The organism is Chloroflexota bacterium (assembly GCA_034717495.1).
Classification (GTDB): domain Bacteria; phylum Chloroflexota; class Anaerolineae; order JAAEKA01; family JAAEKA01; genus JAYELL01.
In genome coordinates, this window is the sequence record JAYELL010000077.1 from 17,627 (window position 1) to 40,180 (window position 22,554).

Below are 22,554 nucleotides of genomic sequence, written 5' to 3' on the forward strand. Positions count from 1 at the left end.
CTGCCCACCGTTATTCCACATGTCCAGAGATACGTCACAGCTTCCACCCACCCACATGCGGCGATCCGACCGTGCAGTGGAGGATGATGCATGGATAGGGAGTTTTTTGAGCGAGGCGCCCTTTGGAATCCTTGCCACCGAACGTGATGGACAGCCTTTCGTCAACAGCAATCTCTTTGTCTACGATGGAGCCAGTCGCTGCATCTACATACACACTGCCCGCACGGGCCGCACGCGAGACAATATCGAGGCCAACAACCGGGTGTGCTTCCACGTGGCAGCGATGGGCCGCCTTTTGCCCGCCGATGTGGCGCTGGAGTTCAGTGTTGAATACGAAGGTGTTACTCTGTTCGGGCGGGCAACCATCATCGCCGACAGGGATGAAGCCAGCTATGGCCTGCAGCACCTGCTGGACAAGTATTTCCCCCATCTGAAGCCTGGCCGCGATTACCGGCCCATCATAGAAGAGGAACTGAGCCGCACTACGGTGATCCGGATCGACATCGAGGGAATCACGGGCAAACGTAAGGCTGCGGATACTGGCTTTCCCGGTGCCTTCCTGTTCGGAGAAATGGCAGGCTGAGCCACCCAACGGCTGGTTTGGCCCGAGTTCGGTTCAGCCCGATGACATGCTTTTCGCCATACCGATCACCCCGTGCATCGCTTCATCGCCACTGGCCCCGCCGCCAACGCTCAGGTCATCGACCAGAGCCATCAGATCCACCCCGTCCACAGCCGCAACTGCAGCACACAGCTCTGGAAAGGACCCGGGCAACACCTGCCATTTGACTGGCTGGGCCATTGCGCCGGCAGCCAGCGCCCCAATGGCCTGAAACATCATCTGCGATCCGGTCTGAAAGGCGATCACGGCAGCCGCCAGCCGATGGGCCAGATAGACTTCCGGCCTGGCGCCGGCGAATTCCAGGTGGTTACTGAGGTTGTAATGATGAATGGCACAGCGGTTCGGATCGTGGGCCGCATAAGCACGACTCAGCTCGGTCGCCTGGATCGTTGCCGATTGGGCGGCCGCGCTGGATTGAGAAGTCAGATTGGAGAAAAAGCCCGACGCCGGGGGCTCAGGCATTCTCTACCCAGGCCCTTGCTCGCTTGGCAGCGGAAGACGCGTCGGGCGCAAACAGGTCCGCTTGAATCTCCTCGGCAAAGCCATCGGTGACAGGAGCGCCGCCCACCATGATGGCAACCTGGTCACGTACACCCGCCTCTTCCAGGGCTTCGACGGTGGCTCTCATGCTGGTCATGGTGGTCGTGAGCAACGCACTCATGCCGACGATCTGCGGTTGGTGCTCTTCGACAGCCTTCACAAAGGCTTCCGGTGACATATCGACGCCCAGGTCAACGACCTCGAAACCGGCACCTTCCAACATCATGATCACCAGGTTTTTGCCAATGTCGTGCAGGTCACCGCGAACGGTTCCGATAACTGCCTTGCCCACCGGTTGGATGTCGGCAGCCACCAGGTGAGGCCGCAAGACGGTCATGCCCTGCTTCATGGCACGGGCGGAGATCAACATCTCAGGCACAAAACACTCCTGGTTCTCGAACATGCGCCCAACCTCGGTCATGGCGGCAACCATGCCGTCGTTGAGAATCTCTGCCGGACCGATTCCAGCATCCAGGGCCGCCTGAACATTGTCGGCAGCGCCCTGGGCATCACCATCGATGATGCAATCGTAAAGTTGGTCGAGGATTTCTTCGGACATAATCTGGTCCTTTCATTGGAAGAGTTTCACAGGCGTCGGTGGGTGATTGGGCAAATCAATGACGCCGCTATTATACCTCATTTGCAACAGCTGACCATGTTGGCGTGACAACCGGCGGGCCACAGCGTACAGCCTGCGCCAACGGCTGGCTGTGGGAGACAGGCACAATACTTACGATTCTCAATCATCCAGCCAGTTCATCGTGCGCTGCACAGCCTTTAGCCACCCCCTGTACAATTTATCCCGGGTCGCCCCACCCATCCGGGGTTGCCACGTAGTGTCGATCTGCCAGTTTTCTGTCATCTCTTCCAGGCTCTTCCAGAAACCGACAGCGTAGCCGGCCGCGTAGGCAGCGCCCAGGGCCGTGGTCTCAGCAACGACAGGCCGCACCACTGGCATATCCAGAATATCCGATTGAAACTGCATCAGCGTATCATTGTAAACCATCCCGCCATCAACCTTAAGCGCGGTGACCTGGACACCAGAGTCCTTTTCCATCGCGTCCAGGACCTCCCGTGTCTGGTAGGCGGTAGCTTCCAGGGCAGCGCGGGCAATGTGGTTCTTGTTGATAAAGCGCGTGAGCCCTACAATCACGCCACGAGCGTCAGACTGCCAGTAGGGTGCAAACAGACCCGAAAACGCCGGCACGATGTAGATCCCGCCGCTGTCGGGCACTTCTCTTGCATAATCCTCGACATGATGAGAGAAATCGAAAAAGTCGAGGTTATCCCGGAGCCACTGCACGAGAGCACCGGTGACGGCGATTGAGCCCTCCAACGCGTAAACAGTCGGCTCATCACCGAACTTATAGCAGAGAGTTGTCAGCAAACCACTCTCGCTGGGAACAATGTCGGTCCCGGTATTCATGATCATAAAACAGCCGGTGCCATAGGTGTTTTTGACCTGTCCAGGACAAAAACAGGTTTGTCCAACGGTAGCAGCCTGTTGATCCCCCAGGTCCCCGCAGACCGGCACATTGTTCCAATACCCGTAGATATCGGGATCGCTGGATGGTCGAATCTCCGGCAACATACGCCTGGGAATATCCATAACCGCCAGTATCTCATCGTCCCAGGTCAGGGTCTTCAGATCCATGAGCATGGTCCGGCTGGCGTTGGTCACGTCGGTAATATGAGCACCACGACCGGGACCGCCAGTCATGTTCCAGATCAACCAGGTGTCCATGGTGCCGAAAATGGCCTCCCCTTTTGCAGCGGCCTCACGCACACCTTCGACGTTTTCCAGAATCCACTTGATCTTGGGGCCGGCGAAATAGGTGGACAGCGGCAGGCCAACCGTTGCCCGAAAGCGATCCTGGCCACCCTCGCTCGCCAACTGGCCACAGATATGGTCGGTGCGCGTATCCTGCCAGACAACAGCGTTGTAGAAGGGCTTGCCGGTGTTTTTATCCCATACAAGGGTCGTCTCGCGCTGGTTGGTGATGCCAATAGCCGCCAAGTCACCGCTGTCGATCCCGGCCATGTCCATGGCAACCGCGATGACCTCCTGGGTGCGCTGCCAGACCTCCATGGCATCGTGCTCGAGCCAACCCGGCTTGGGCAAAATCTGTTCGTGCTCAAGCTGGTGGTTGCCGACAACACCGCCACCATGGTCGAAGATCATGAATCGGGTGCTGGTCGTACCCTGATCGACGGCACCTACATAGTTGGCCATGTTTGGAACTCCTGACTATCAGGTCACAAAGGAGACGGGGTCGGAATATTGCAACGTATCGGCTCTTTCCGATTGAGTCAATTTTTCCACCACTGCTGCGAATCCGCTATGCATGTTGGCGCCATGATCGACATCCCCAATGGGGGAGTCCAGATCGGTCAGGAATTCCTTGTTTTCAGCCAACACCTCTCGGGCTGGTTTCGATGACAGCGACTGAAATAGCAGGTCCGCGCGCAAAATCGCGCGGACCTGCCATGCAAATCACTCAGGACTTCGCGTCGGCGAATCCCTCTTCGCTTGTATTGGAGAAAAGCTCGTCGAGCGAGAGATCAGCCCAGGCTTCCACTAAAGCTGTATCCAGGCCAAGCTCCTTGGCGACGCCGTTGCCGTACGCCGGATCAGCCAGGTAGAAGTGAACAAGCTGGCGAACCCTGATCCGTTCGGGTACACCCTCCATGGCTGCTGCGATATTTCCGAAGAGTTGCCCCTGCTGATCCGCGGTCATGAGCCGGAACAGATCGCCTGGTTGAGAATAGTCATCATTACCGTCGCGATGGTCGTAGCGGCCGGCATCGCCGGAGATATTGAGAGGCGGTTCGAGATACCGGGAATCCTCTTCCGGGCCTCCCATGCTGTTGGGCTCATAGTTGACCGCGCCACCAGCATTGTCATCGAAACGCATTTTGCCATCCCGGTGATAGGTGTTCACTTCGGATCGCGGCTTGTTGACCGGCAATGCAGCATAGTTGACACCGATTCGATAGCGATGAGCATCGGCGTAGGACATGATCCGGGCCTGAAGCATCTTGTCAGGTGAGAACCCTATTCCGGGCACAATGTTCGATGGCTCGAAGGCCGCCTGTTCGATCTCGGCATGATAGTTCTCTGCATTTCGGTTGAGTTCCATAATTCCCACATCGATCAACGGGTAGTCGCCGTGGGGCCAGACCTTGGTCAGGTCGAAGGGGTTGAGATCGTAGGTCCCGGCCTCTTCTTCTGACATGATCTGAACACAGAATCGCCACTTCGGGAAATCCCCGCCTTCAATGGCCTCAAACAGATCCCGCTGGGAGCTTTCCCGGTCTTTCCCGATGATTTCGGCACCCTCGGCATTGGTCCAGGTTTTGATGCCCTGCATCGTCTTGAAATGGAATTTCACCCAGAATCGCTCGTCCTGGTCGTTAATGAAGCTGTAGGTGTGGCTCCCGTAGCCATTGATAAAGCGGTAGCTCTGAGGCAGACCCCGGTCGCTGAACAGGATGGTCACCTGGTGCAGGCTCTCGGGGGAGAGAGACCAGAAGTCCCACATCGCGGTGTTGGAGCGTATATTGGTCTTGGGATCGCGCTTTTGGGTATGGATGAAATCGCTGAACTTGTAGGGGTCGCGCACGAAGAAGACCGGGGTATTGTTGCCAACCATATCCCAGTTGCCTTCTTCCGTGTAGCATTTCACCGCGAACCCGCGCACATCTCTTTCGGCATCGGCCGCACCCCGCTCACCGGCAACCGTGGAGAAACGAACGAGAAGATCAGTCTCCTTGCCAATCTCGGAAAAGATATTAGCCTTGGTGTACCTGGTGATATCGTGGCTCACGGTCAGGGTGCCGAATGCCCCGGAACCTTTGGCATGCACAACCCGCTCCGGGACCCGTTCACGGTTGAAGGTCGCCATCTTCTCAAGAAGTTGGTAATCCTGCAAAAGCACCGGGCCGCGCGGCCCTGCCGTCTGGGTGTTCTGGTTGTCGCCAATGGGATTGCCGTGGGAAGTCGTCAACTTTTTGCGATCAGTCATGGTTATCTCCTTTGGTCTACCTGTTGGGCTCGTGATGCCGAACGTTTGCCAAGCCTGCAAGTGAATCAGTCAACTTGCAGGACATTATACAATAGACGATCAATCGGTGTCTAGTTGTCCGATCAAAAGACGCGCGTGCCGCCTGTATGGGCTGGAGTTGCTCCATCCCCGGTTCTGCGCTATACTTGCCCGACGCAAGCCTCATCATTGTGATCCTCACCGGCGGTAGTTTGGGATGCCATCTTGAGTTGACCCGGAAGCTGGTCGCCGGCTGTGCGTTGGTGGATCAGATCAAGAGAGAGGAATCAGCCACTCCAGGAGGACACCGATATGTCAAAACGTAGCCTGCTGCTAACCCTTCTTTTATTGATCGGGTTGGTAGCATCAGCCTGTCAGGCGCCCGTGGCAGTCGCACCAGCGCCCGCCGACAACCCCGATGCACCGGCCGTCGAGCCGGACGAGGAACCGGTCGTAGAGGAGAACGCAACCCCGACCGCCGAACCGGCGAGCGCCACCCAGCAGCCTGAGCCTACAGAACCCCCTGTCGAAGAGCTGGCCGCGGAAACGGAAGGGTCGAACGCCGAGACGGTGGAGGGTGGGGAGATGGAGGGAGCGCCCCCGGACCCGCTGGCAGCCGATCCAGATCGGCCCGGCTTTGCCATGGATGGATCGCCAAGCCTGGGTGACCCGGATGCACCGATCGTCATCATCGACTTTTCGGATTTTCAGTGACCGTTCTGCCGTCGCCACGTGTTGGAGACAGAACCACAACTGAAGGACACCTATGTCGCCGATGGCCAGGTACGATTGATCTATAAGCACTACCCCTTGCCAAATCACCCGTTGGCCGCCAAGGCAGCGGAAGCATCAGAATGTGCATCCCAGCAGAACATGTTCTGGGAGATGAAGAGATTGTTGTTCGAGACTGACGACGAATGGGGCCGGGCAAGTGATCCGGCAGACCTCTTCGAAAACTATGCTGCTGACCTGGATCTGGACACGGCCGCCTTTCGCGCCTGCTATGACAGCGGCCAGGCGCAACAACGCTGGCAAGAGGATGTAATGCTCGGCCAGAGTGCCCAGGTTTCTGGCACGCCCAACTTCTTCGTCATTCGCATGGCGGATCACACCGGAACCAGGATTCCCGGTTTCGTGGATTTTGCCCAGTTCCAGCAACTCCTGGATCAGCTGTTGGCCACACCGGAAAGCTAAGTGCCATCTGGTTGATCCGCTACAGAACGTCGGACATCAAGGAATCCTGCTCAGCGGCGCATCGCGCGCAGTAGCCAGTCGCATCGAGTTGCGCCGAGTGTTTGGTGCAGATAACAAAAATCTCCATGCGCTCGCCAGAGAGAAACTGTTTGCGTATGGTGCCCTCGATCGCCAGATAGGGGCAATTGGTCTCTCGCAACACATCGGGAACCGAACAGGTATCACAGATCTTGCGGTGCCAGTGGCGGGACTCCCGTCCTTTCGACAATCGGCATTCGATGGTCTCCTGACCGCGAAAGTAATCCTCAAAGTAAAACCGGCAGTTTGGGGGGGCATTCTTGCTCATAGATTTTTCAACCTCTTGTTTATGAAGCCATTGAGACCGGGTTACCTGGTCCCTACCGGCGGAAACCTTGCAGCTTCCTGCAGTTTCAGTTAAAGCATAACAAGCACGATGCCCAACACGGTCACGCCGGCGCCGACGATCTCGTTAACCCGCGGCACCTCGCCCAGCAGCAGCATCCCAAGCAAGATACCAAGCGTGACCTCCTGAGTGGCCACCAGATTGACGGTCGTCGCATGGGTGTGGCGAAGGGCAGCGTTGTAGAGCGTGTGTCCGAATCCCAGCGGAAAGATGCCCAGGGCAACAACGGCCAATATGGGGATCAACGTATAGGCGCCGGGCGTGAAGCTGGCGATCGCCGGTGGCAGACACCACAGCGCGGCAATGCCATAGACCAATGCTGCATAAACCAGCAGTGGATAGCGAGCGCGCTGCCCACGGCCTGCGACCGAGTAAAGACCGAACATGATGGCTGAGCCCAACGCCAGCAGATCACCAAAGGCCATGCGGGCATCCCAGCGGGGCTCAAAACCAGCCAGAATCACCACACCAACCACCGCAACCAGAACGCCCAGCCATTTCCTCGGGGGAATCGGCTCCTTCAAAAACCAGGCCGATGCCAGCGTGACAAAGATCGGTGCGGTGTAGACGATCGCCAACGAATGAGCGATCGTCGTGAAACTTAGCGAAGCAATGTAGAAGAGAAAATGCAGGGCGGTCACCAGTCCAAATCCGATGAACTTGGGCCAATCCCCTTCATGTAGATAGACTCTCTCCCCACGCAACCGCAAAAAAAGAAGGACGGCAACCGCTGCCACCGCCAAACGGCCTGCCGTCTTTTCGGTCGGACTGAGAGGGTCGGCCCAGCGCACCAACACGGGGCTGGTAGAAAAAAAGAAAACCGCCAGGGCTGCCAGGAGCAGACCGCGCCGGCTATCGGTAGTCGCCACCCGGGAAGCCCGGGTCCGGCCAGATGCGCCCTCGGACGTGTCGTGGGATTCTGCCACGGCTTTAACCGGGCCCTATCCGTTGGTCACCGGATGTCCCGATTTTCTACTGACCGGGTACGAGCAGCGGAAGAAAGGCCAGCGCCATGCTCAGGACAATAAGCAGGCTGACGATGATGAGAAGGATCTGCCGCCAGTCACGGCGTTTGCGTGATCTTTTTGATTTTGATTTTGCCACTTATAGGTCTCCAATGCCGGGTGAACTTGTATGATTTCCGTTGGCGATTATACCACAGCGCCGGAGACGGCAGCAAAACAGGCGATTCATTAGCCATTGGTTGCGCCAGAGAAACCCGGCTAACCCAAAAAAAGGGGGCTGCGCACAGCCTCGATTCCTCTCCTTGCCGGCAATCGCTGGATCAATTCTGTACTACAATGCCGACAATTGCAGTCGCGGCCTGACCATTTATTCCACGGACGGTGAGCTTGAGCATATAAGGCCCGTTGGGAACAAGAGTCGTGTCCCAAACACCTAACTCGCCAGCACGCGGAACCAGGATCTCGGGCTGTCCTGGATCGACCGCAAACCAGCCGTCATTCAGGCCGTATTCCAACTGATAACTGAGAAAGGCAAGACCCTCCGCGCGGCCTGTTATCGAGACATCGCCCGAAAGCGTCTCTCCGTTGCGTGGCGAGTCCAGCGATACGACCAGGGAACCGGGACCAGGAGGAGTCACAGTCGGTACAGGCGTGACCGTGGCACCAGGTGTCGCGGTGGGTGTCGGCAAAACGGGTGTGTTGGTCAGCGTCGGCGAAGCGAGCGGTTGCGTAGCAGTCGGGCTGGCAGTCACCGGTGTTTTCGTAGGGGTCGGCGTCGGCACAACGGGTGTGCTTGTTGGTGTCGCAGTCGGCAACAGCGCTGTTTCGGTCGGTGTTTGTAGCGTTGGAGTCCAGGTTGGAACTGCCGGAGTTGCTGTGCTGATCGGAGGTCCGGGCGTCTCGGTCAGCGGGGGCAACACCGTACTCGTCAGCGTTGCGGTTACCCAGGGTGTGGGCCACTGCCATGTTGCCGTAGGAATCGGTGTCCAGGTCGCGGTTGGCAGTAGGGTAGGCGTAGGTGTCCTTGTCGGTACAGGATGTATCACATCAACCCGCACGGCAGGTGATTCGTAGCGAACGCCGCGCCGGTCGACAGCTGCGACGCGCAGGACATGCGGGCCATCTTTGGGCAGGGGCCTGGTGTCCCATACAGCGAGCTGGCCTCCCTCGATCTGCTCCCGGATGGGGCCCGCTATGAGCCCCCAGGCGCCCGGGCTATAACTCTCGCCATATTCCACCAGATAGTGATCGAAGTCGGGTATTTTGGCGCTGCCCATGATCTGCACCACCCCTTCGACCGGTTGACCGTCGCGGGGTTGGGCGATCAACACCTGATAGCGGGAGGGATCCGCGCCTGGAGGCAACTTACCGGCAGCGAAGACCTCGGCCCGTCGCAATTCTGGAGGGCAAGAGCTGTCGGGAACAGTACCGGTGGCCGAGCACACCTCGCTGACGACCACGCCATTGGGAATCGGGAAACCGCGGGCCGGCTGGGATGCCAGCGCATTCGTCATGAACTGCTTCCAGATCGGCGCCGCTACCTGGGAGCCCGAAAGATCCTGATGCATAGCAGCACCGCTGCTGTTTCCCACCCAGACGCCGGCAACCAGTTCGGGGGTGTATCCCAGGGTCCAGCCATCCCGCACATCGTTGCTGGTACCCGTTTTCGCCGCTGCCGGGCGATCCAGCCGCAACGCAGAATCGGGCCCGAAGGTAGAGCTGCGAGCCTCGTTGTCTTTTAGTATGTCGGTGATCAGATAGGCATCCTGGGGTGCCGCGGCCTGCCTTCTTTCCGCTGCCATGACCCGGGCGTCGGATGAAAAAGGTGCATTGCGACAGGTCTCTGGCAACTCAGGGACGTCGAGCATTTCAAGCACGCGTCCCTCGGCATCCAGGATGCAGAGAATGGACGACGGTGCAACCCATGTGCCGGCAGTGGCCAGGCCCGCGTAGGCGCCGGTCATCTCCAACAAGGTCACGTCCCCGCCGCCCAGAGTCAGGGACAGGCCGTAGGCTGGATGACCAGGTCGGGTCAAGGTCTCGATCCCAAAACGATCGGTGACATCCAGCAAGGCGTCCACGCCCACATGCTCCAGTGCTTTCACAGCGGGAATGTTGAGGGAATTGGCCAGTGCCGTCCGCACACTGACCCAGCCATGTTCCTTGCCATCGTAATTGACAGGCACATAGGGCGGACGGCCGGGGCCATCATCGAACTCGGTGCGGACATCCTCGATCATGGTAGCCACCGTCCACCAGTCCTCGGATTGTTCGAAGGTGGCCAGATAGGTAAAGGGTTTGATACTGGAACCAGGTTGGCGCGGTGCCAGCGCCACGTTGACCTGTCCGCTGATCTCGGGGTCGTTGAAATCTGCCGAGCCAACCATGGCCAGGATTTCCCCCGTTCCCGGACGGATGGCGACCAGGGCACCGTTGCTCACATTCAAATGACGGAGCCGGTCAATCCCCTGGCGGATCGCTGTTTCCGCGCCATCCTGCAGCTCGGAGTCCAGCGAGGTGTACACCTGCAATCCGCTGCGGTAGGCGACTTCCGGGCCAAAGAGTTGTTCCAGCTGGCTGCGAACCACCATCACGAAATGCGGCGCTTTCTCCAGCCGAATGCTCTCCAGGCCGCTGCCGTGATAGGTCAGAGCCTCCAGCCAGGCAGCATCAGCCTGCTCCGGTGTGATGGCCCCATGTTGCACCATCAGCCGTAACACATCGGATTGACGCCGCCTGGCCGCTTCCGGATTCTGAAGAGGATCGTAGGTGGCAGGCGATTGAGGGAGTCCGGCCAGTAAAGAAGCCTCCGCCAGGGTCAGTTCACTGGCCGCTTTGCCGAAATAGACCTGGGAAGCCGCCTCGGCACCATAGGCCAGGTTGCCATAGTTGATCTCGTTCAGGTAGAACTCAAGCACCCTGTCCTTGTCGTAGCGCCGGGTAATTTCGGCAGCCAGGACGGCTTCCTTGAGCTTGCGACTCACAGTTCGCTCCGGCGAGAGGAAAACCAGTTTCACCAGCTGCTGGCTTATCGTGCTGGTACCGGCAATGGGTGCCTGGGTGCGCAGCGCTTGAAAGACCGCCCGCGCCAGGGCGACGGGATCTATGCCCCTGTGGTTGTAAAAGTTGGCATCCTCGGTAGCGACCGTGGCGGCGATCAGATAGGGCGAAATTTCGTCGAGCGAAACACGCCGCCTGACACCGGCCGTAGGGTCGTTGGGCGCGAGGGGCGCCTGAAGCAGTTGCCCATCCCGATCATAGATTCGTGTTGTCTGGCCCTGGTTGGCCCGCGTCGCCAACTCACCGGGCGAAGGAAGCACACGAGCCACGCCAAAATAGCCGATCAGCGTTACCCCTGCCACCGCCAGAGCGATGCAGGCAAACATGAGAATACCGAGAACAACACTGACTATGCAGCCCTCCACCCGGGAAGGTTGCGGTCTGCTGTTGGCCGGGTCTGGCGGCCGCGGCTGCCGCGCTGAAGATTGCTCTGTCATGACATCCAATTAGACGGGTTCGCTAGCCGAATTGTTCATTTTATGGCCTGCTGTACCTCCGGGGGCTGATGGTATCATGCTGAACCGGGTAGAGCAAGCTGGTTTGTTATCCAGACCTTTTGCCGTAGCTGCCAGAAAAGGCTATAATAACGGCAGAGTTACCATCGTTGGATGGTTGCTATCCGACAGAGGTGCGACCTGTCGCAACTATCCCTGGACTTGGGCCCATTGCTGGGATGAAATTGCCCAACAACGAAAGGAATTCAATATGGGCGGTTTATTGAACTCGTTGATCGGTTTTATCATCTTGATTGCCGTCGTGCTGGTCATTGCCAGCTCGGCCATCAAGGTTGTGCAGGAATATGAACGGGGCGTGATCTTCCGTCTGGGACGCCTGGTTGGCGCCAAAGGACCCGGTCTGTTCTTCATCATTCCTTTCATCGATCGAATGGTCAAGGTTGACCTTCGTGTGATCACCCTGGATGTACCCTCCCAGGAGGCGATCACCAAGGACAATGTGACCGTTTCAGTCAATGCGGTCGCCTACTTCCGGGTCGTCGACCCGGCGGCGGCCATCGTCAACGTGGAAGACTATCGACGGGCCACATGGAATATAGCGCAGACAACCCTGCGTAACGTATTGGGGCAGAGTGAGCTGGACGAACTGTTGGCCCATCGCGAGCGCATCAACCAGAAGCTGCAACAGATCATCGATGAGGCTACTGAGCCGTGGGGAGTCAAAGTGAGCGTCGTCGAGGTCAAGGATGTGGAATTACCTCAGTCCATGCAGCGAGCCATGGCGCGCCAGGCTGAAGCCGAGCGAGAGAAACGAGCCAAGATCATCCACGCATCGGGCGAGTACGAGGCCGCTCTGCAACTCACCGAGGCGGCTGGCAGAATGGCCAGTGAACCCGCAACTCTCCAACTACGCTATCTACAGACTCTGACCGAAATCGCCGCGGAGAAAAACTCCACCATCATCTTCCCGGTACCGGTAGAGATGATGGACGCGTTCAGTAGCTTCACGGCTGGCATGAGGGGTTTGAAGCAGCCTGAAGAAGCGGTGAAATCAGAAAAAACACAACCGCAGATAGACGCTGATAACCGCTGATCGGAGATAAGAAAAGATCGGCGAGAATCTGCGCCAGAGGTCTGCGTAATCAGCGTTCCTCTGGCTTGTCCAGGTCAGGATAATGGCGCAGCGGCATACCATATTCACTTAAACCAGAAGCAGGGGAGATCACATGCGTCGTTGGTTATTGATATCGATTGTGGCCCTGGCAGCCATCGTTGCACTTACCGCGGTTTTCTACTTCTTCCCGGGGGAAACAGGTCAGCCTACGAGCCAGCCAGATCCTGTCGGCACCGCGTCGGCGCCGACGGTTTTGTCGGAAGAATCGCAGGAGTCGACCTCCCAGCTAACGCTCTGGATCCAGCCGGAAGCTGGGGTCGAGCCCATTGTGAACGCCTTGGAGGGAGCAGAGACCAGCATCCGCATGAAGCTGTACAATCTGACCCAGCCAGATGTGATTCAGGCCCTGAAAGATGCAGCAGGGCGAGGAATCGATGTGCAGCTGATGGTAGAGACAAATCCCTACGGCGGTGGCTCGACCACCGCATTGCTGATACCGGAACTGCGCGGGGCAGGCATCCAGTTCAAAGCAGATCCCCGCACCTTCAGATACCTGCACGAGAAATCCATTGTCGTGGATGATGCCATTGCCTACGTCATGACGGCCAATATGACATCCTCCGCTGTGACCGCCAATCGGGAGTACATCGTACGAACCACTGATCCGGCCCAAGTCGACGAAATCGCAGCCGTGTTCGATGCCGACTGGGAACGGGAGGCCATCGATCTCGATAACAGCCTTTTGCACTGGGCGCCTGACAACTCCCGCCAGCGAATCATTGATCTGTTCGATTCGGCCAGGACCTCTCTCTGGATCGAGCACCAGAACCTGCAGGATTCAGAGATCGTGCAACATGTTGCCGATGCTGCCAGGCGTGGTGTGGAAGTGCGCTATATCGGGTCGCCCAGGTTTCCTATCGACGAGGATTCGGACGAGCCGGGGCGCGAGCGGATACGGCAAGCCGGGGCCCAGGTGCGCTACCTGGATGATCCCTACGTCCATGCCAAGGTTTTCGTCGTCGACGGCAAGCGGGGCTTTGTGGGCTCACAGAACTTCACTACCAACTCCCTGGACAACAACCGGGAGTTGGGCATCGATTTTGCTGACACTGAGCCGGTCGAGCAGATGGTGGCGCAGTTCGAGAGCGATTGGGCGCGCGGGACGGCCGATGCGTTCCCTGATGCTGACAAGCCGATGCCGGCAGTGATCCCCCATACCGACGCGGACAAGTACTATTATCGGGATGATGCGACCGTGGAATTGACGGTGCAGCGGATCTACAATAACCCCAACGGCAGTGTAATCTGGCTGATGGGCGATCAGAACGAGGATGCGAACTTCAAGGTCGTCTTCTTCCCCAGCGCCTACGGTGTTTTCGAAGAGGAATATGGGGCAGAACCGGACGAAGCCTTCATGGACAAGACGATCCAGGTTACCGGGCTGATCGAAAAATACCGGGGGTGGCCCGAAATCATCGTCAACGACCTGGAGCAGGTCGTTGTAATAGAATAGGCGAGGCGACAAATGACACAGGAAGCGTTCCAGGAAATCAACCTGAGTACTGCCCTGGACCACCTGGTGAATGCAGGTTGGGATGGACTGGTCGACAAGTCTTCGAGCGAATTGACAGCCAGGTTGGAGCGACCACCGTCCCCGGGCGTGTGGACGATCTCGCTCGATCGCAGTGGCCGTTTTCGATTCACCGCGACCCGCGACGTGGAAGCTCCGCTGGGTGAACGATTGTCGCTAGGTGAACGGGAATATCGGTTGCTGCTGGAAACACTGCAAGTCCTGACGATCATGGGGGTCATGGGGTCTGCCGATGAACTGCCGGAGGTTTTGGATCAACTGGCCCAGTTGGTCCAGAAGCCAACCGGCGCCTCCGTTTGAAGAAAGGGACAACAGAGCGCATCGCAGAACGGGAAATTGACATCGGATTGCAATCCGTGCTAAAATCAAGCAACCAATTGCTTATCAGTTGCTTGATTGAAGGTGAACCATGAACAGGATTCCGGAGCTGGTACCCATTTCCGACATGCGCCAACGACAAAACGATATCCTTGCCAGTTTGAGCGGGCAGCCTATCGTGCTAACCCAGCACGGTCGCAGCGCGGCCGTGTTGGTAAGCCCTGAAGAGTGGAATCGCATAGTCGAAGAGCTGGAAGATCTGCAAGACGCCCTGGACGCGATAGAAGCAAAGAACGAGCCAGGCGCAATTTCCTTTGGCGACTATCTAACCAGCAGGGGGAGCAGTGTATCGCCTGCAGCTGAAGCCTAGCGCGCAGAAAGACCTTGATCGGTTGCGCGGTTCTTTGTGGGAGCGCGTCAAGACTGCCATAGTGCTGCTTGCAACCGACCCGCGCCCACACCGTTGCTCCAAGTTGCGGGGGGATGCCGGCTACAAGATACGCGCAGGTGATTATCGTATCCTGTACGACATCGAGGACGAAAGCAGAATCGTCACCATCTTGAGAGTGACGCATAGGCGGGACGCCTACAAGTAGATACCAGTGACGCTTCGAGTGGATCGATGGATTGCGCCGGATTTGAGTGTGGCACTGCGGTGAAAAGAAGAAAAAACAAACACAACCGCAGATAACGCTGATAAACGCAGATCAGACAAAAAAAGATCAGAGAAGATCGGCGTGAATCTGCGCCGAAGGTCTGCATAATCAGCGTTCCTCTGGCTTGTCCAGGTTAGGGAATTCTCAGCCGCAACATTGAAGGGGATCATAACCGAAAAGTGGGGAGGGAATCATGGGAGAAGAAACGCCTCCGGTGGAAGGGGCTGCAAAGGGATCGCGCGTGCCGCTGGCGGTCCTGCTGACGTCCCTGTTTTGGGTGACAGTTTGTGGCCTGGCGCTGTTCCTATGGCGCAAACCGGCGCCCGTCGCGTTCGAAATCCAGCCGCCACCGGCGACGGTAACGCCGTTGCCAACAGCCACGCCAGAACCGACAGCCACGCCGCCACCGTTACTCGTTCACGTGGATGGGGCAGTCGAGACCCCTGGCGTAGTTCAATTGGCGCCGGGCAGCCGGCTGCAGGATGCCATTGCGGCGGCCGGCGGCCTGGCGAAGGAAGCAGATCTGGCAAGCCTGAGTCTGGCAGTGGCCCTGCGAGATGGTCAGAAGGTATACGTACCGGTGGCCGGAGAAACCCCGCCGCCTCAGCCGATCGTGGAAATGCAGACCGGGGAAAACCCGGCTGAGGAAACGCCGGTTGAAATGCCCATAAACATCAACCGCGCCTCGGAAGCAGAGCTGCAGGCTTTACCTGGTATTGGACCGAAAACGGCTGCAGCAATCCTGGCCTATCGCGACCAAAACGGTCCATTTGCTGCTGTGGACAATATCGTAGAGGTGAAAGGAATCGGAGAAAGTACGTTGGCGAAGCTGAGGCAGTTCATCACTGTTGGTCCGTGATGAGTTTCTCCCTGGCGGAGCGCCACCATTTGCTACGCAGGTGAAGTGAGATCGCAGCACTCAGATGCGCGCCGACCAGGATGATGAGCATGCTGAGATATACCCAAAACATGACAACCACGACCGTCGTAAGGGACCCATACACCAACTCGTAGCGAGCCAACCCACTGCTCAAATACCAGGAAAAGCCAACAGAAAGCACCTGCCAGGCCAGGGCAGCCAGTCCCGCTGCAATAGCCGCAGCACGCCAGGGCACATGGGCGCGGGGAATCCAGTGATATAGGGCCAGAAAGACAAGGAAGCTGACCGCCAATGTTACAACCCGTGGATAGCTCGCTCCCAGTAGGGTGCCACCGTTCCATAGTTCGCTCACCAATGGGATATCCAGCGCTTCGAGAACACCGATAACTGTGCTGGCAACCAGCGTTGTAATCAACGCGACACCCAGGATGATGATCATCGCGATGCCCAACAGCCGGTGTTGAATCGGGCTTCGAAGAGGTTCATAGTCCCAGGCGGCGCCAATGCTGAGGGTAAGGGTTGAAAAAGCCGCTGATGACGCCCAGAGCAGACCAAGGACACTGATAATCCCAATCTCTCCCCTCACTGTAAAAGCTCTTTCGATGGTGTTGACTACCATATCCTGAATCCCCAAAGCATCTGGTAACACCAGAAACATTATCTCGACAAAAAACGCCTGAGCCTGATTGACGTCGACAAACAGGCTGGCGAGGAACACCAAAAAAAGCATCAAGGGAAAAAGCGAGAAGAGGGTGTAATAGGAAATGCTTGCAGCCGACTGGGCAGCCCGCTTCTCGCTGACTTGCTCAACCGTCCGGCGCAGGATGCCTGCTACTCCCCCGGATCTGGCGTTGGCCTCCTCGTACAATTCTTCGAATTGCTCGGCCAGCTTTTGGGTATTGTTCTCTTGCGCCATCTCACACCAATCCGCGTGACCGATTCATTTCGGATTCATTGCGAACGATCCTTTATGGTATCGAACGATCTGGTCTGCCATAGTCTACCAAATCGTTCCCCGCAGGGCAAATGAGTGCGAACACCTCGCACAAACAATTGACTATTCACCCCAGGGTCCCACCGCCAGGTGCCCTTGGAGAACCACCCCGGAGCGTCAGCGAAGTGGGCGGAGCGGGCGAAGTGGATTGACCACTGACAATTGACAATTTGCTAGCTGGTCAGCCACATGATTTGATAGGGTTGAAGAACCACATGCAATCGGCCATCCGTGGCTCCAATATCTGCCTGGCTAACGAGGTCCTGCAAACTCCCGCCGCGGGTCAGAGACATGGCATTCAGACTCAGATCCACCTCCTGGCTGCGATCGGACACATTGATGAGGCAAATGACGGTATCGCTACCATCCAGAGAGGAACGGATGAGCCCGAAAACCGATCGACTCAGTGCAAGCACCTCCTGGATCGACGCCGGATGAAAGGCAGAGTGTTCTCGTCGCAGCTGCAGCAGCTGGCGAACTCCATGGTACACATGATGGCAATGCGAGCACTGATCGGCCAGCATTTCCTCGATCTGCCAGCATTCGAACTTCTCCCGGTTTAGCGACCGGGATCTGCCCGTTTCCTCATAACAGGGTCGACAGTTGCGCGAACCAAACAGGCTGTGCACGTAGATACCGGGTACCCCCGCCAGCGACAGCAGGATCGCCTGTGAAGCAAGGAAACGGTTTACATCGATTTCGAGATCAGGACTGCGCGGGTCGTTCAGGAAATCGTAAAGGGTAGTATTCAACTCATAGACGTTGCGAGTGCCATCTGGATTGTCCTTGTAGCTCACCTGGCCACCATGGGCAATCGTTTGATCGACCAGTCGTTGCACCTCGTCAGCGGTCAGGATACCTTCGGCAGGTCGCACACCGATCCCATCATGGGACGCGATAAAGTTGAAGAAAGTGGCCCCGGGCACCGGCGTTTTGAGCATCGATGCCCACCGGGAAAGGCGCAACGCGTCACCTGTCTGCAGTGCATGCAAGGTCAGCGGAGCCAGGGAGAAATTATAGACCATCTGTGCCTCGTCGGTACTCCCTGTCCCTGGCACCGCATCGCCAAAATAGCTGATATTCTCCTCATGAGGCACGTTGGTTTCGGTGATCAGCATCACCCCCGGAGCAACCATATCCAACACCGCGCGCCATAACTTGACCACGAGATGGGTCTGGGGAAGGTGAATGCACGAGGTACCGATTTCCTTCCAAAGATAGGCGATAGCATCCAGGCGAATGAATTCGGCGCCGTGGGACACATAATGCAGCAAAACATCGATGATCTCAAGCAGGACCTGAGGATCGGCGTAATTCAGGTCGATTTGGTCGTCACTGAAGGTCGTCCACACATGGCTCGTGCCATATATTGTTTCCACCGGCGTCAACAGGGGTAATGCCCGCGGGCGTACCACGTTGGAAAGGTCGGTCTCTGGATCAACCCGGATGAAATAGAGGGAATACGGCCTTTCCTCCTGTAAGAAGGCTTGAAACCAGGCACTCTGCCGGGAGATGTGATTGATCACCGCATCGAGCATCAGGCGAAAGTCCTGGGACAGGGCATCAATATCTGCCCATGTTCCGAGATTCGGGTCGATCTGCATGTAGTCGATTACAGAGAAGCCATCATCCGAGGAGAATGGGAAGCATGGAAGAATATGGACGCCGCTAAGCACGTCCGCCAGATAAGTCCGAAGGAACCGGTGCAGCGTCTCAAGGGGGGCACGGTCGGGTTCCAGGAATTGATCCCCATAGGTGATCAGGATCGCATCCTTTTCGGTCAAGCGCTGGCCGGTGGACCTGACACCCCTGTTCAATCCAGGATAACGCGCTGCAAAAACTGCCAGTCTTTCGGACAGTTGCTGCCAGGCCAGATCGGCTCGCCGTTCGCCATAGAGCAGTGCCAGATAGTTTTTTATCTTGCGGTCAGATGGCATGAGCACCTGAGCCCTTTCAGAACACGAAGGCCATGATCAGGTCGTTGACATTGGTTTGGGTCGGACCGGTGATAAGCATATCGCCCACCGCCTGAAGGAACGGGTAGGCATCGTTGCCGGCCAGGTATTTGCCGGCCGGCATACCTGCAACATGGCCCCTTTTCACGGTCGTGCTGTCGACCAGTCCACCAGCGGAGTCGGTAGGACCATCGGTGCCGTCGGTTGCCAGGGAAACCAGCACGATTCGCCCACCCTCGGGAATCCTGTCCAATTCCAGCGCAGCGGCCAGGGCCAATTCCTGGTTGCGTCCTCCCAGCCCATCACCCCGCAGGGTGACAGTTGTCTCACCGCCCATGATAAGACAGGCAGGAGCTACCGCGGGCCGGTTGTGGACCACAACCTCCCTGGCAAGACCCACTGCAACTTTGGCAACCTCGCTGGCTTCGCCCTCGATGAAGGTCGACAGAACGCGGGAGTCGAAACCAAGCTCGGCAGCCTTGTCAGCTGCGGCGCCTGCTGCCACGGCGTTATCTGCGACGATCACCGTTTGAACCCGCTCAAACACCCGATCCCCCTGTTTGGGCGTATCCTCGATCTCGCCGGCAATCCCGCGTTCGAGGCGCTGCAAGACAGCTTGCGACAAAACGGGTTCCAGGTTGTACCGTTCGACGATCTCCCAGGCATCGGTCCACGTGGAGGAATCGGGCACAGCCGGGCCTGAAGCAATCACATCCAGGGGACTGCCCACCACATCGGAAAGTACCAGGCTGATAAGCGTCGCCGGTGCTGCCAGACGAGCCAGCTGCCCTCCCTTGACCACCGAAAGATGCTTGCGCAGCGTGTTGATCTCGTCAATACTCGCACCGCACTGCAACAGGGCACTGGTGGTCTCCTGCAGGTCCGCCAGCGTCAGATCGTCAGCGGGCAACGTCATCAGGGCCGATCCACCCCCTGAAATCAGACAGAGCACGAGGTCGGTGGCGTTGGCGTGCCGGGCCAGGTCAACGACCTGCCGCGCTGCTGCCACACCCTGTTCGTCGGGCACCGGATGATCTGCCTCCAGGACGCGGATGTTGGGTTCGATCAGGCCAGTCGCAAGCCCCTGGCCATATTTGGTCACCAGGAGTCCTGCGGTTATGCGCTGGCCCAGCACATGAACCGTGGCCCTGGCCATTGGAAGCGTTGCCTTGCCAAAGCCAATCAGGTAACAGTTCTCAAATTCGTTCAGGTCATATCGTTGATCACCTGCCTGAAGCCAATTATCCTTCACTCGCAACACGCGCTGCACCGCTCGCTCCGGATCGACCGCATCCAGTGCGGCATCCAGCACTGGCAGGATGCGCGACCGTCGTTCCCGGTCAGGTTCCAGAACCCGTTCATCGAAACGGGATTCGCCGGCTTCTGTCATTGCCCTAAAAATCACTGCCCACTACCAACGGCGCCAAATATCCTCGAAGGGCATCCATCGAGTAATATTTCTGTCCCAACTGGAAGTTATGTTCGACCGTCTCTTCTCTCAATCGGCTATTGGCCAGCAGTTCGATTGCCTGGTCCGCGGCCGCTTCGATGATCTGTGGATCGACCTCAGCCAGACCTGCCTCGTCCCGGCCGGCGATCTCAGAGCCGAGGGAGACAACTCGAAATCCCTTGTCCTTGATATCGGCCAGGTAAACAGGATATTCAAACAACATGAGGGGCAACCGTGCCCGCAGTGCCTCCAGGAATTGATTGCCCCAGCCTTCCCACAGGCTGGGATAGGTGACGAAATCGGCGAAGACGTAGGTATCCCAGAGCGAGTATATCTTGCGATCCCCCTGGATCTGGCGGCTCTCCTCAACCATCTCCTCGATAAACAGCGCATCGATACCGGTTTCCTCGATTTTCTCCTTGAGTCGCCTGACGTAGCTGCCCGTGGCATCGTCGCGTGCATAGCCGGCCAGCACGAAAACAATGCGGCTATCGGCATCGAAGGACCGTCCATCGTACAGGCCCAGGTCGCTGAGCTTCTTCCGGCGCTCTTGGCTGTCCAGGGCCTTGACGAAATCAATGGCCAGCTCGATGCCCTTGCGGGAAACAATCCGCGTGGCCTGCAGGACCATCACATCCTTTTCCCGTAAGCCGATCTTTTGGCGGAAATCCCGGTTGAAGGTGTCCTTCTGCCATGCTGGCGCGTCGAAATCGAACACATTGGGCACCACTGCGGACTGAACACCCTTGCGTTCAGCCAATTGCTGTTGAGCCAGGCTGTTGATCACCACATGACGGGCCAGGGGATCACGAGGGGGCAGGTACTTATCGGCCAATTCCATGGCAGTACCACAGGTCAGGGCGACCCCATCGACGCGCTCCCAGTAGAAATCGTGGTTATGAGCCAATGCCGGTAGCGCCAGGTCGCGCATCACCTGCGTCACGGCAATCGCGACGGCCGGGTTGGCCGCAACCGACCACACATTTTGCGGAATGAGATAATCGACAGCGAAATCGTCGACAAACTTGCGCAGTTTTTTTTCGATGACCGCCGCCAGACCATATAGCTCATCCCGGTAGGCCTGCTCGTCTGGATAGTCTGCCAGTTCTTTGAAGGTGTTGAAGTTCAGCCGTTTGGCATCGGCTCTGTGATGATACATCTCCTCGATCTGGGTGCCTTGCGCGGCCCCCAGATCGCCGGCGCAAAGGAATACCTGGTGTCCCATCTCTTCCAATACACGCTTCCACTTTTCGATCTCCAGGGAGACCCCGTCGGTTCTGCCAACCTGATAATGGATTATGCCGAAAGTACTCATAGTGTCACTCCTTTAGCCACCACGATCTTAGCAATTGCCAGGTGAGGGTTTTTTGCCACGCGCCAGACCAATCCTGGCTGCGAAACTGCAAAAAATGGAATGTGTCCGCCAGGAAAGGCTCGCTGGGCAGGGTTGCCTGCTCCAGATAGGCCAGAACTTCAGGTTGCATCTCCGGCGGGATATCCCGAAAGGCCAACGTGATATGAGCCCGGAAAGGGTCGCCCAGGTCCCTGGCAACGAAATCGCAGTCGGCCGCAATGAACGGGCGGACTGCGTCGACAACCTGTTCACGCAGCGCCATCAGACCTGGATTGACATCCCCATTCAGGCGTGACACATCCAGGCCGATCCCAACCGGATTGCAGCGATAGCCGCTGAACTCAATGGGAATCGGAGGTTGCCCGGCGAACACAGCATCCAGTCTGGCCTCCAGCTCGTCCAGAGGGCTTGGCGTCTTCTTGAAAAAACCCTTGATCGTTGCATGAACCTGAAAGCGTTCGGCCGCGATGAAGCCGAACTGCTTGCGCAGCAACCGGTGTACTTCGGCAACTGCCTGGGCAACTCGATAGGGCGGGATCAGATAAACGGCGAAACGGGAGTCGGACATGATCTCTCCTGATTGCGATACATCAATAGCTTGTCGACCACTCTGCCTGCTCAGGCGGCAAACCCAGGCCAATGGCCCACTGTTTGACCAGCTCATTCTCCTCTGGGCTGGTGATTACGAAGGTCTTCTCCTGGAAGACCACCGCCGTCTTTCCCTGCCCGGAAAACTGGATGTCAACATAGTTAAAAGGTTCGTTGAGATGAGCCTGGCACAGCGAAGCAAACACCTCCAGGCGCTCAATCGGCACAGTGACCCTGATGTGCTCACTTTGTCCCTCCCGGGAAAAAGCGAAGCCGTTCCCGGTTAACTTCTTCTTCAACTGTGTGAAGTCGTGCATCGTCCATGCAACGATGAATGCATTGAAGTCCATC

22 protein-coding genes and 1 pseudogene are annotated in these 22,554 nt (G+C 57.6%); 8 read left to right on the plus strand and 15 right to left on the minus strand.

Annotated features, from left to right (window positions below):
• Positions 1-19 precede the first annotated feature (19 nt).
• The gene (locus U9R25_14540) at positions 20-583 is read left to right on the plus strand and encodes a pyridoxamine 5'-phosphate oxidase family protein (protein ID MEA3337125.1); all 564 of its coding nucleotides are present in this window, start codon (positions 20-22) and stop codon (positions 581-583) included.
• Between the two features lie 33 nt (positions 584-616).
• On the opposite strand, the gene U9R25_14545 is transcribed toward U9R25_14540, so the two are convergent.
• From U9R25_14545 to U9R25_14565, 5 genes are all read right to left on the minus strand, one after another.
• Positions 617-1,084 carry a hypothetical protein gene (locus tag U9R25_14545; GenBank protein MEA3337126.1) on the minus strand — a complete coding sequence of 156 codons (468 nt, stop codon included), beginning with the start codon at positions 1,082-1,084 and terminating at the stop codon, positions 617-619.
• A complete protein-coding gene (locus tag U9R25_14550) occupies positions 1,077-1,721 on the minus strand; it encodes a corrinoid protein (protein ID MEA3337127.1) in 645 nt (214 codons plus the stop codon). Before U9R25_14550 ends, U9R25_14545 begins: the two co-directional genes overlap by 8 nt.
• Positions 1,722-1,901: 180 nt before the next feature.
• Positions 1,902-3,395 carry a glycerol kinase GlpK gene (gene glpK, locus U9R25_14555; protein MEA3337128.1) on the minus strand — a complete coding sequence of 498 codons (1,494 nt, stop codon included), beginning with the start codon at positions 3,393-3,395 and terminating at the stop codon, positions 1,902-1,904.
• Positions 3,396-3,413: 18 nt separating this feature from the next.
• A complete protein-coding gene (locus U9R25_14560) occupies positions 3,414-3,578 on the minus strand; it encodes a hypothetical protein (GenBank protein MEA3337129.1) in 165 nt (54 codons plus the stop codon).
• Positions 3,579-3,660: 82 nt separating this feature from the next.
• On the minus strand, positions 3,661-5,187 hold the full coding sequence (locus U9R25_14565) for a catalase (protein MEA3337130.1): 1,527 nt from the start codon (positions 5,185-5,187) through the stop codon (positions 3,661-3,663).
• Between the two features lie 330 nt (positions 5,188-5,517).
• Here U9R25_14565 and U9R25_14570 point away from each other — a divergent pair, with 330 nt between their 5' ends.
• Complete coding sequence (locus U9R25_14570) at positions 5,518-5,919, plus strand: hypothetical protein (protein MEA3337131.1); 402 nt, start codon at positions 5,518-5,520, stop codon at positions 5,917-5,919.
• Between the two features lie 12 nt (positions 5,920-5,931).
• Positions 5,932-6,399: pseudogene (locus tag U9R25_14575) on the plus strand (DsbA family protein).
• A gap of 19 nt (positions 6,400-6,418) precedes the next feature.
• Here the strand turns inward: U9R25_14575 and U9R25_14580 are convergent.
• From U9R25_14580 to U9R25_14595, 4 genes are all read right to left on the minus strand, one after another.
• Positions 6,419-6,745, minus strand: coding sequence for a hypothetical protein (locus tag U9R25_14580; GenBank protein MEA3337132.1), 327 nt, complete (start codon positions 6,743-6,745; stop codon positions 6,419-6,421).
• Between the two features lie 89 nt (positions 6,746-6,834).
• The gene (locus U9R25_14585; GenBank protein ID MEA3337133.1) at positions 6,835-7,749 is read right to left on the minus strand and encodes a DMT family transporter; all 915 of its coding nucleotides are present in this window, start codon (positions 7,747-7,749) and stop codon (positions 6,835-6,837) included.
• A gap of 46 nt (positions 7,750-7,795) precedes the next feature.
• On the minus strand, positions 7,796-7,927 hold the full coding sequence (locus tag U9R25_14590; GenBank protein ID MEA3337134.1) for a hypothetical protein: 132 nt from the start codon (positions 7,925-7,927) through the stop codon (positions 7,796-7,798).
• Positions 7,928-8,108: 181 nt separating this feature from the next.
• Positions 8,109-11,285, minus strand: a complete 3,177-nt coding sequence (locus U9R25_14595) for a transglycosylase domain-containing protein (protein ID MEA3337135.1) — start codon at positions 11,283-11,285, stop codon at positions 8,109-8,111.
• Positions 11,286-11,553: 268 nt separating this feature from the next.
• On the opposite strand from U9R25_14595, the gene U9R25_14600 reads away from it, so the two are divergent.
• From U9R25_14600 to U9R25_14620, 5 genes are all read left to right on the plus strand, one after another.
• Entirely contained in the window at positions 11,554-12,396 is an 843-nt protein-coding gene (locus tag U9R25_14600) for an SPFH domain-containing protein (GenBank protein MEA3337136.1), read from the plus strand.
• Between the two features lie 133 nt (positions 12,397-12,529).
• On the plus strand, positions 12,530-13,930 hold the full coding sequence (locus U9R25_14605; GenBank protein ID MEA3337137.1) for a phospholipase D-like domain-containing protein: 1,401 nt from the start codon (positions 12,530-12,532) through the stop codon (positions 13,928-13,930).
• Positions 13,931-13,942: 12 nt separating this feature from the next.
• Entirely contained in the window at positions 13,943-14,308 is a 366-nt protein-coding gene (locus U9R25_14610) for a hypothetical protein (protein ID MEA3337138.1), read from the plus strand.
• Positions 14,309-14,417: 109 nt separating this feature from the next.
• A complete protein-coding gene (locus tag U9R25_14615) occupies positions 14,418-14,696 on the plus strand; it encodes a type II toxin-antitoxin system prevent-host-death family antitoxin (protein ID MEA3337139.1) in 279 nt (92 codons plus the stop codon).
• 479 nt (positions 14,697-15,175) lie between these two features.
• Positions 15,176-15,841 carry a helix-hairpin-helix domain-containing protein gene (locus tag U9R25_14620; protein MEA3337140.1) on the plus strand — a complete coding sequence of 222 codons (666 nt, stop codon included), beginning with the start codon at positions 15,176-15,178 and terminating at the stop codon, positions 15,839-15,841.
• Here the strand turns inward: U9R25_14620 and U9R25_14625 are convergent.
• The 6 genes from U9R25_14625 to U9R25_14650 form a co-directional block, all read right to left on the minus strand.
• Positions 15,825-16,778 carry a YihY/virulence factor BrkB family protein gene (locus U9R25_14625; GenBank protein ID MEA3337141.1) on the minus strand — a complete coding sequence of 318 codons (954 nt, stop codon included), beginning with the start codon at positions 16,776-16,778 and terminating at the stop codon, positions 15,825-15,827. The genes U9R25_14620 and U9R25_14625 overlap by 17 nt on opposite strands.
• 251 nt (positions 16,779-17,029) lie before the next feature.
• Positions 17,030-18,793 carry an alpha-amylase family glycosyl hydrolase gene (locus U9R25_14630; GenBank protein MEA3337142.1) on the minus strand — a complete coding sequence of 588 codons (1,764 nt, stop codon included), beginning with the start codon at positions 18,791-18,793 and terminating at the stop codon, positions 17,030-17,032.
• A 16-nt stretch (positions 18,794-18,809) separates the two neighbouring features.
• Entirely contained in the window at positions 18,810-20,201 is a 1,392-nt protein-coding gene (locus tag U9R25_14635) for a glycerate kinase (protein ID MEA3337143.1), read from the minus strand.
• 4 nt (positions 20,202-20,205) lie between these two features.
• Complete coding sequence (locus tag U9R25_14640) at positions 20,206-21,576, minus strand: glycosyltransferase family 4 protein (protein MEA3337144.1); 1,371 nt, start codon at positions 21,574-21,576, stop codon at positions 20,206-20,208.
• A gap of 4 nt (positions 21,577-21,580) precedes the next feature.
• Entirely contained in the window at positions 21,581-22,183 is a 603-nt protein-coding gene (locus tag U9R25_14645) for a 2'-5' RNA ligase family protein (protein ID MEA3337145.1), read from the minus strand.
• 22 nt (positions 22,184-22,205) lie between these two features.
• On the minus strand, positions 22,206-22,553 hold the full coding sequence (locus U9R25_14650; protein ID MEA3337146.1) for a hypothetical protein: 348 nt from the start codon (positions 22,551-22,553) through the stop codon (positions 22,206-22,208).
• Between the last annotated feature and the right edge of the window lies 1 nt (position 22,554).

Coding starts and splice junctions, on each gene's coding strand:
- U9R25_14540 (MEA3337125.1), top strand. CDS start 20: ATGTCCAGAGATACGTCACAGCTTCCACCCACCCACATGCGGCGATCC.
- U9R25_14545 (MEA3337126.1), bottom strand. CDS start 1,084: ATGCCTGAGCCCCCGGCGTCGGGCTTTTTCTCCAATCTGACTTCTCAA.
- U9R25_14550 (MEA3337127.1), bottom strand. CDS start 1,721: ATGTCCGAAGAAATCCTCGACCAACTTTACGATTGCATCATCGATGGT.
- glpK (MEA3337128.1), bottom strand. CDS start 3,395: ATGGCCAACTATGTAGGTGCCGTCGATCAGGGTACGACCAGCACCCGA.
- U9R25_14565 (MEA3337130.1), bottom strand. CDS start 5,187: ATGACTGATCGCAAAAAGTTGACGACTTCCCACGGCAATCCCATTGGC.
- U9R25_14570 (MEA3337131.1), top strand. CDS start 5,518: ATGTCAAAACGTAGCCTGCTGCTAACCCTTCTTTTATTGATCGGGTTG.
- U9R25_14580 (MEA3337132.1), bottom strand. CDS start 6,745: ATGAGCAAGAATGCCCCCCCAAACTGCCGGTTTTACTTTGAGGATTAC.
- U9R25_14595 (MEA3337135.1), bottom strand. CDS start 11,285: ATGACAGAGCAATCTTCAGCGCGGCAGCCGCGGCCGCCAGACCCGGCC.
- U9R25_14600 (MEA3337136.1), top strand. CDS start 11,554: ATGGGCGGTTTATTGAACTCGTTGATCGGTTTTATCATCTTGATTGCC.
- U9R25_14605 (MEA3337137.1), top strand. CDS start 12,530: ATGCGTCGTTGGTTATTGATATCGATTGTGGCCCTGGCAGCCATCGTT.
- U9R25_14610 (MEA3337138.1), top strand. CDS start 13,943: ATGACACAGGAAGCGTTCCAGGAAATCAACCTGAGTACTGCCCTGGAC.
- U9R25_14615 (MEA3337139.1), top strand. CDS start 14,418: ATGAACAGGATTCCGGAGCTGGTACCCATTTCCGACATGCGCCAACGA.
- U9R25_14620 (MEA3337140.1), top strand. CDS start 15,176: ATGGGAGAAGAAACGCCTCCGGTGGAAGGGGCTGCAAAGGGATCGCGC.
- U9R25_14625 (MEA3337141.1), bottom strand. CDS start 16,778: ATGGCGCAAGAGAACAATACCCAAAAGCTGGCCGAGCAATTCGAAGAA.
- U9R25_14630 (MEA3337142.1), bottom strand. CDS start 18,793: ATGCCATCTGACCGCAAGATAAAAAACTATCTGGCACTGCTCTATGGC.
- U9R25_14635 (MEA3337143.1), bottom strand. CDS start 20,201: ATGACAGAAGCCGGCGAATCCCGTTTCGATGAACGGGTTCTGGAACCT.
- U9R25_14640 (MEA3337144.1), bottom strand. CDS start 21,576: ATGAGTACTTTCGGCATAATCCATTATCAGGTTGGCAGAACCGACGGG.
- U9R25_14645 (MEA3337145.1), bottom strand. CDS start 22,183: ATGTCCGACTCCCGTTTCGCCGTTTATCTGATCCCGCCCTATCGAGTT.
- U9R25_14650 (MEA3337146.1), bottom strand. CDS start 22,553: ATGGACTTCAATGCATTCATCGTTGCATGGACGATGCACGACTTCACA.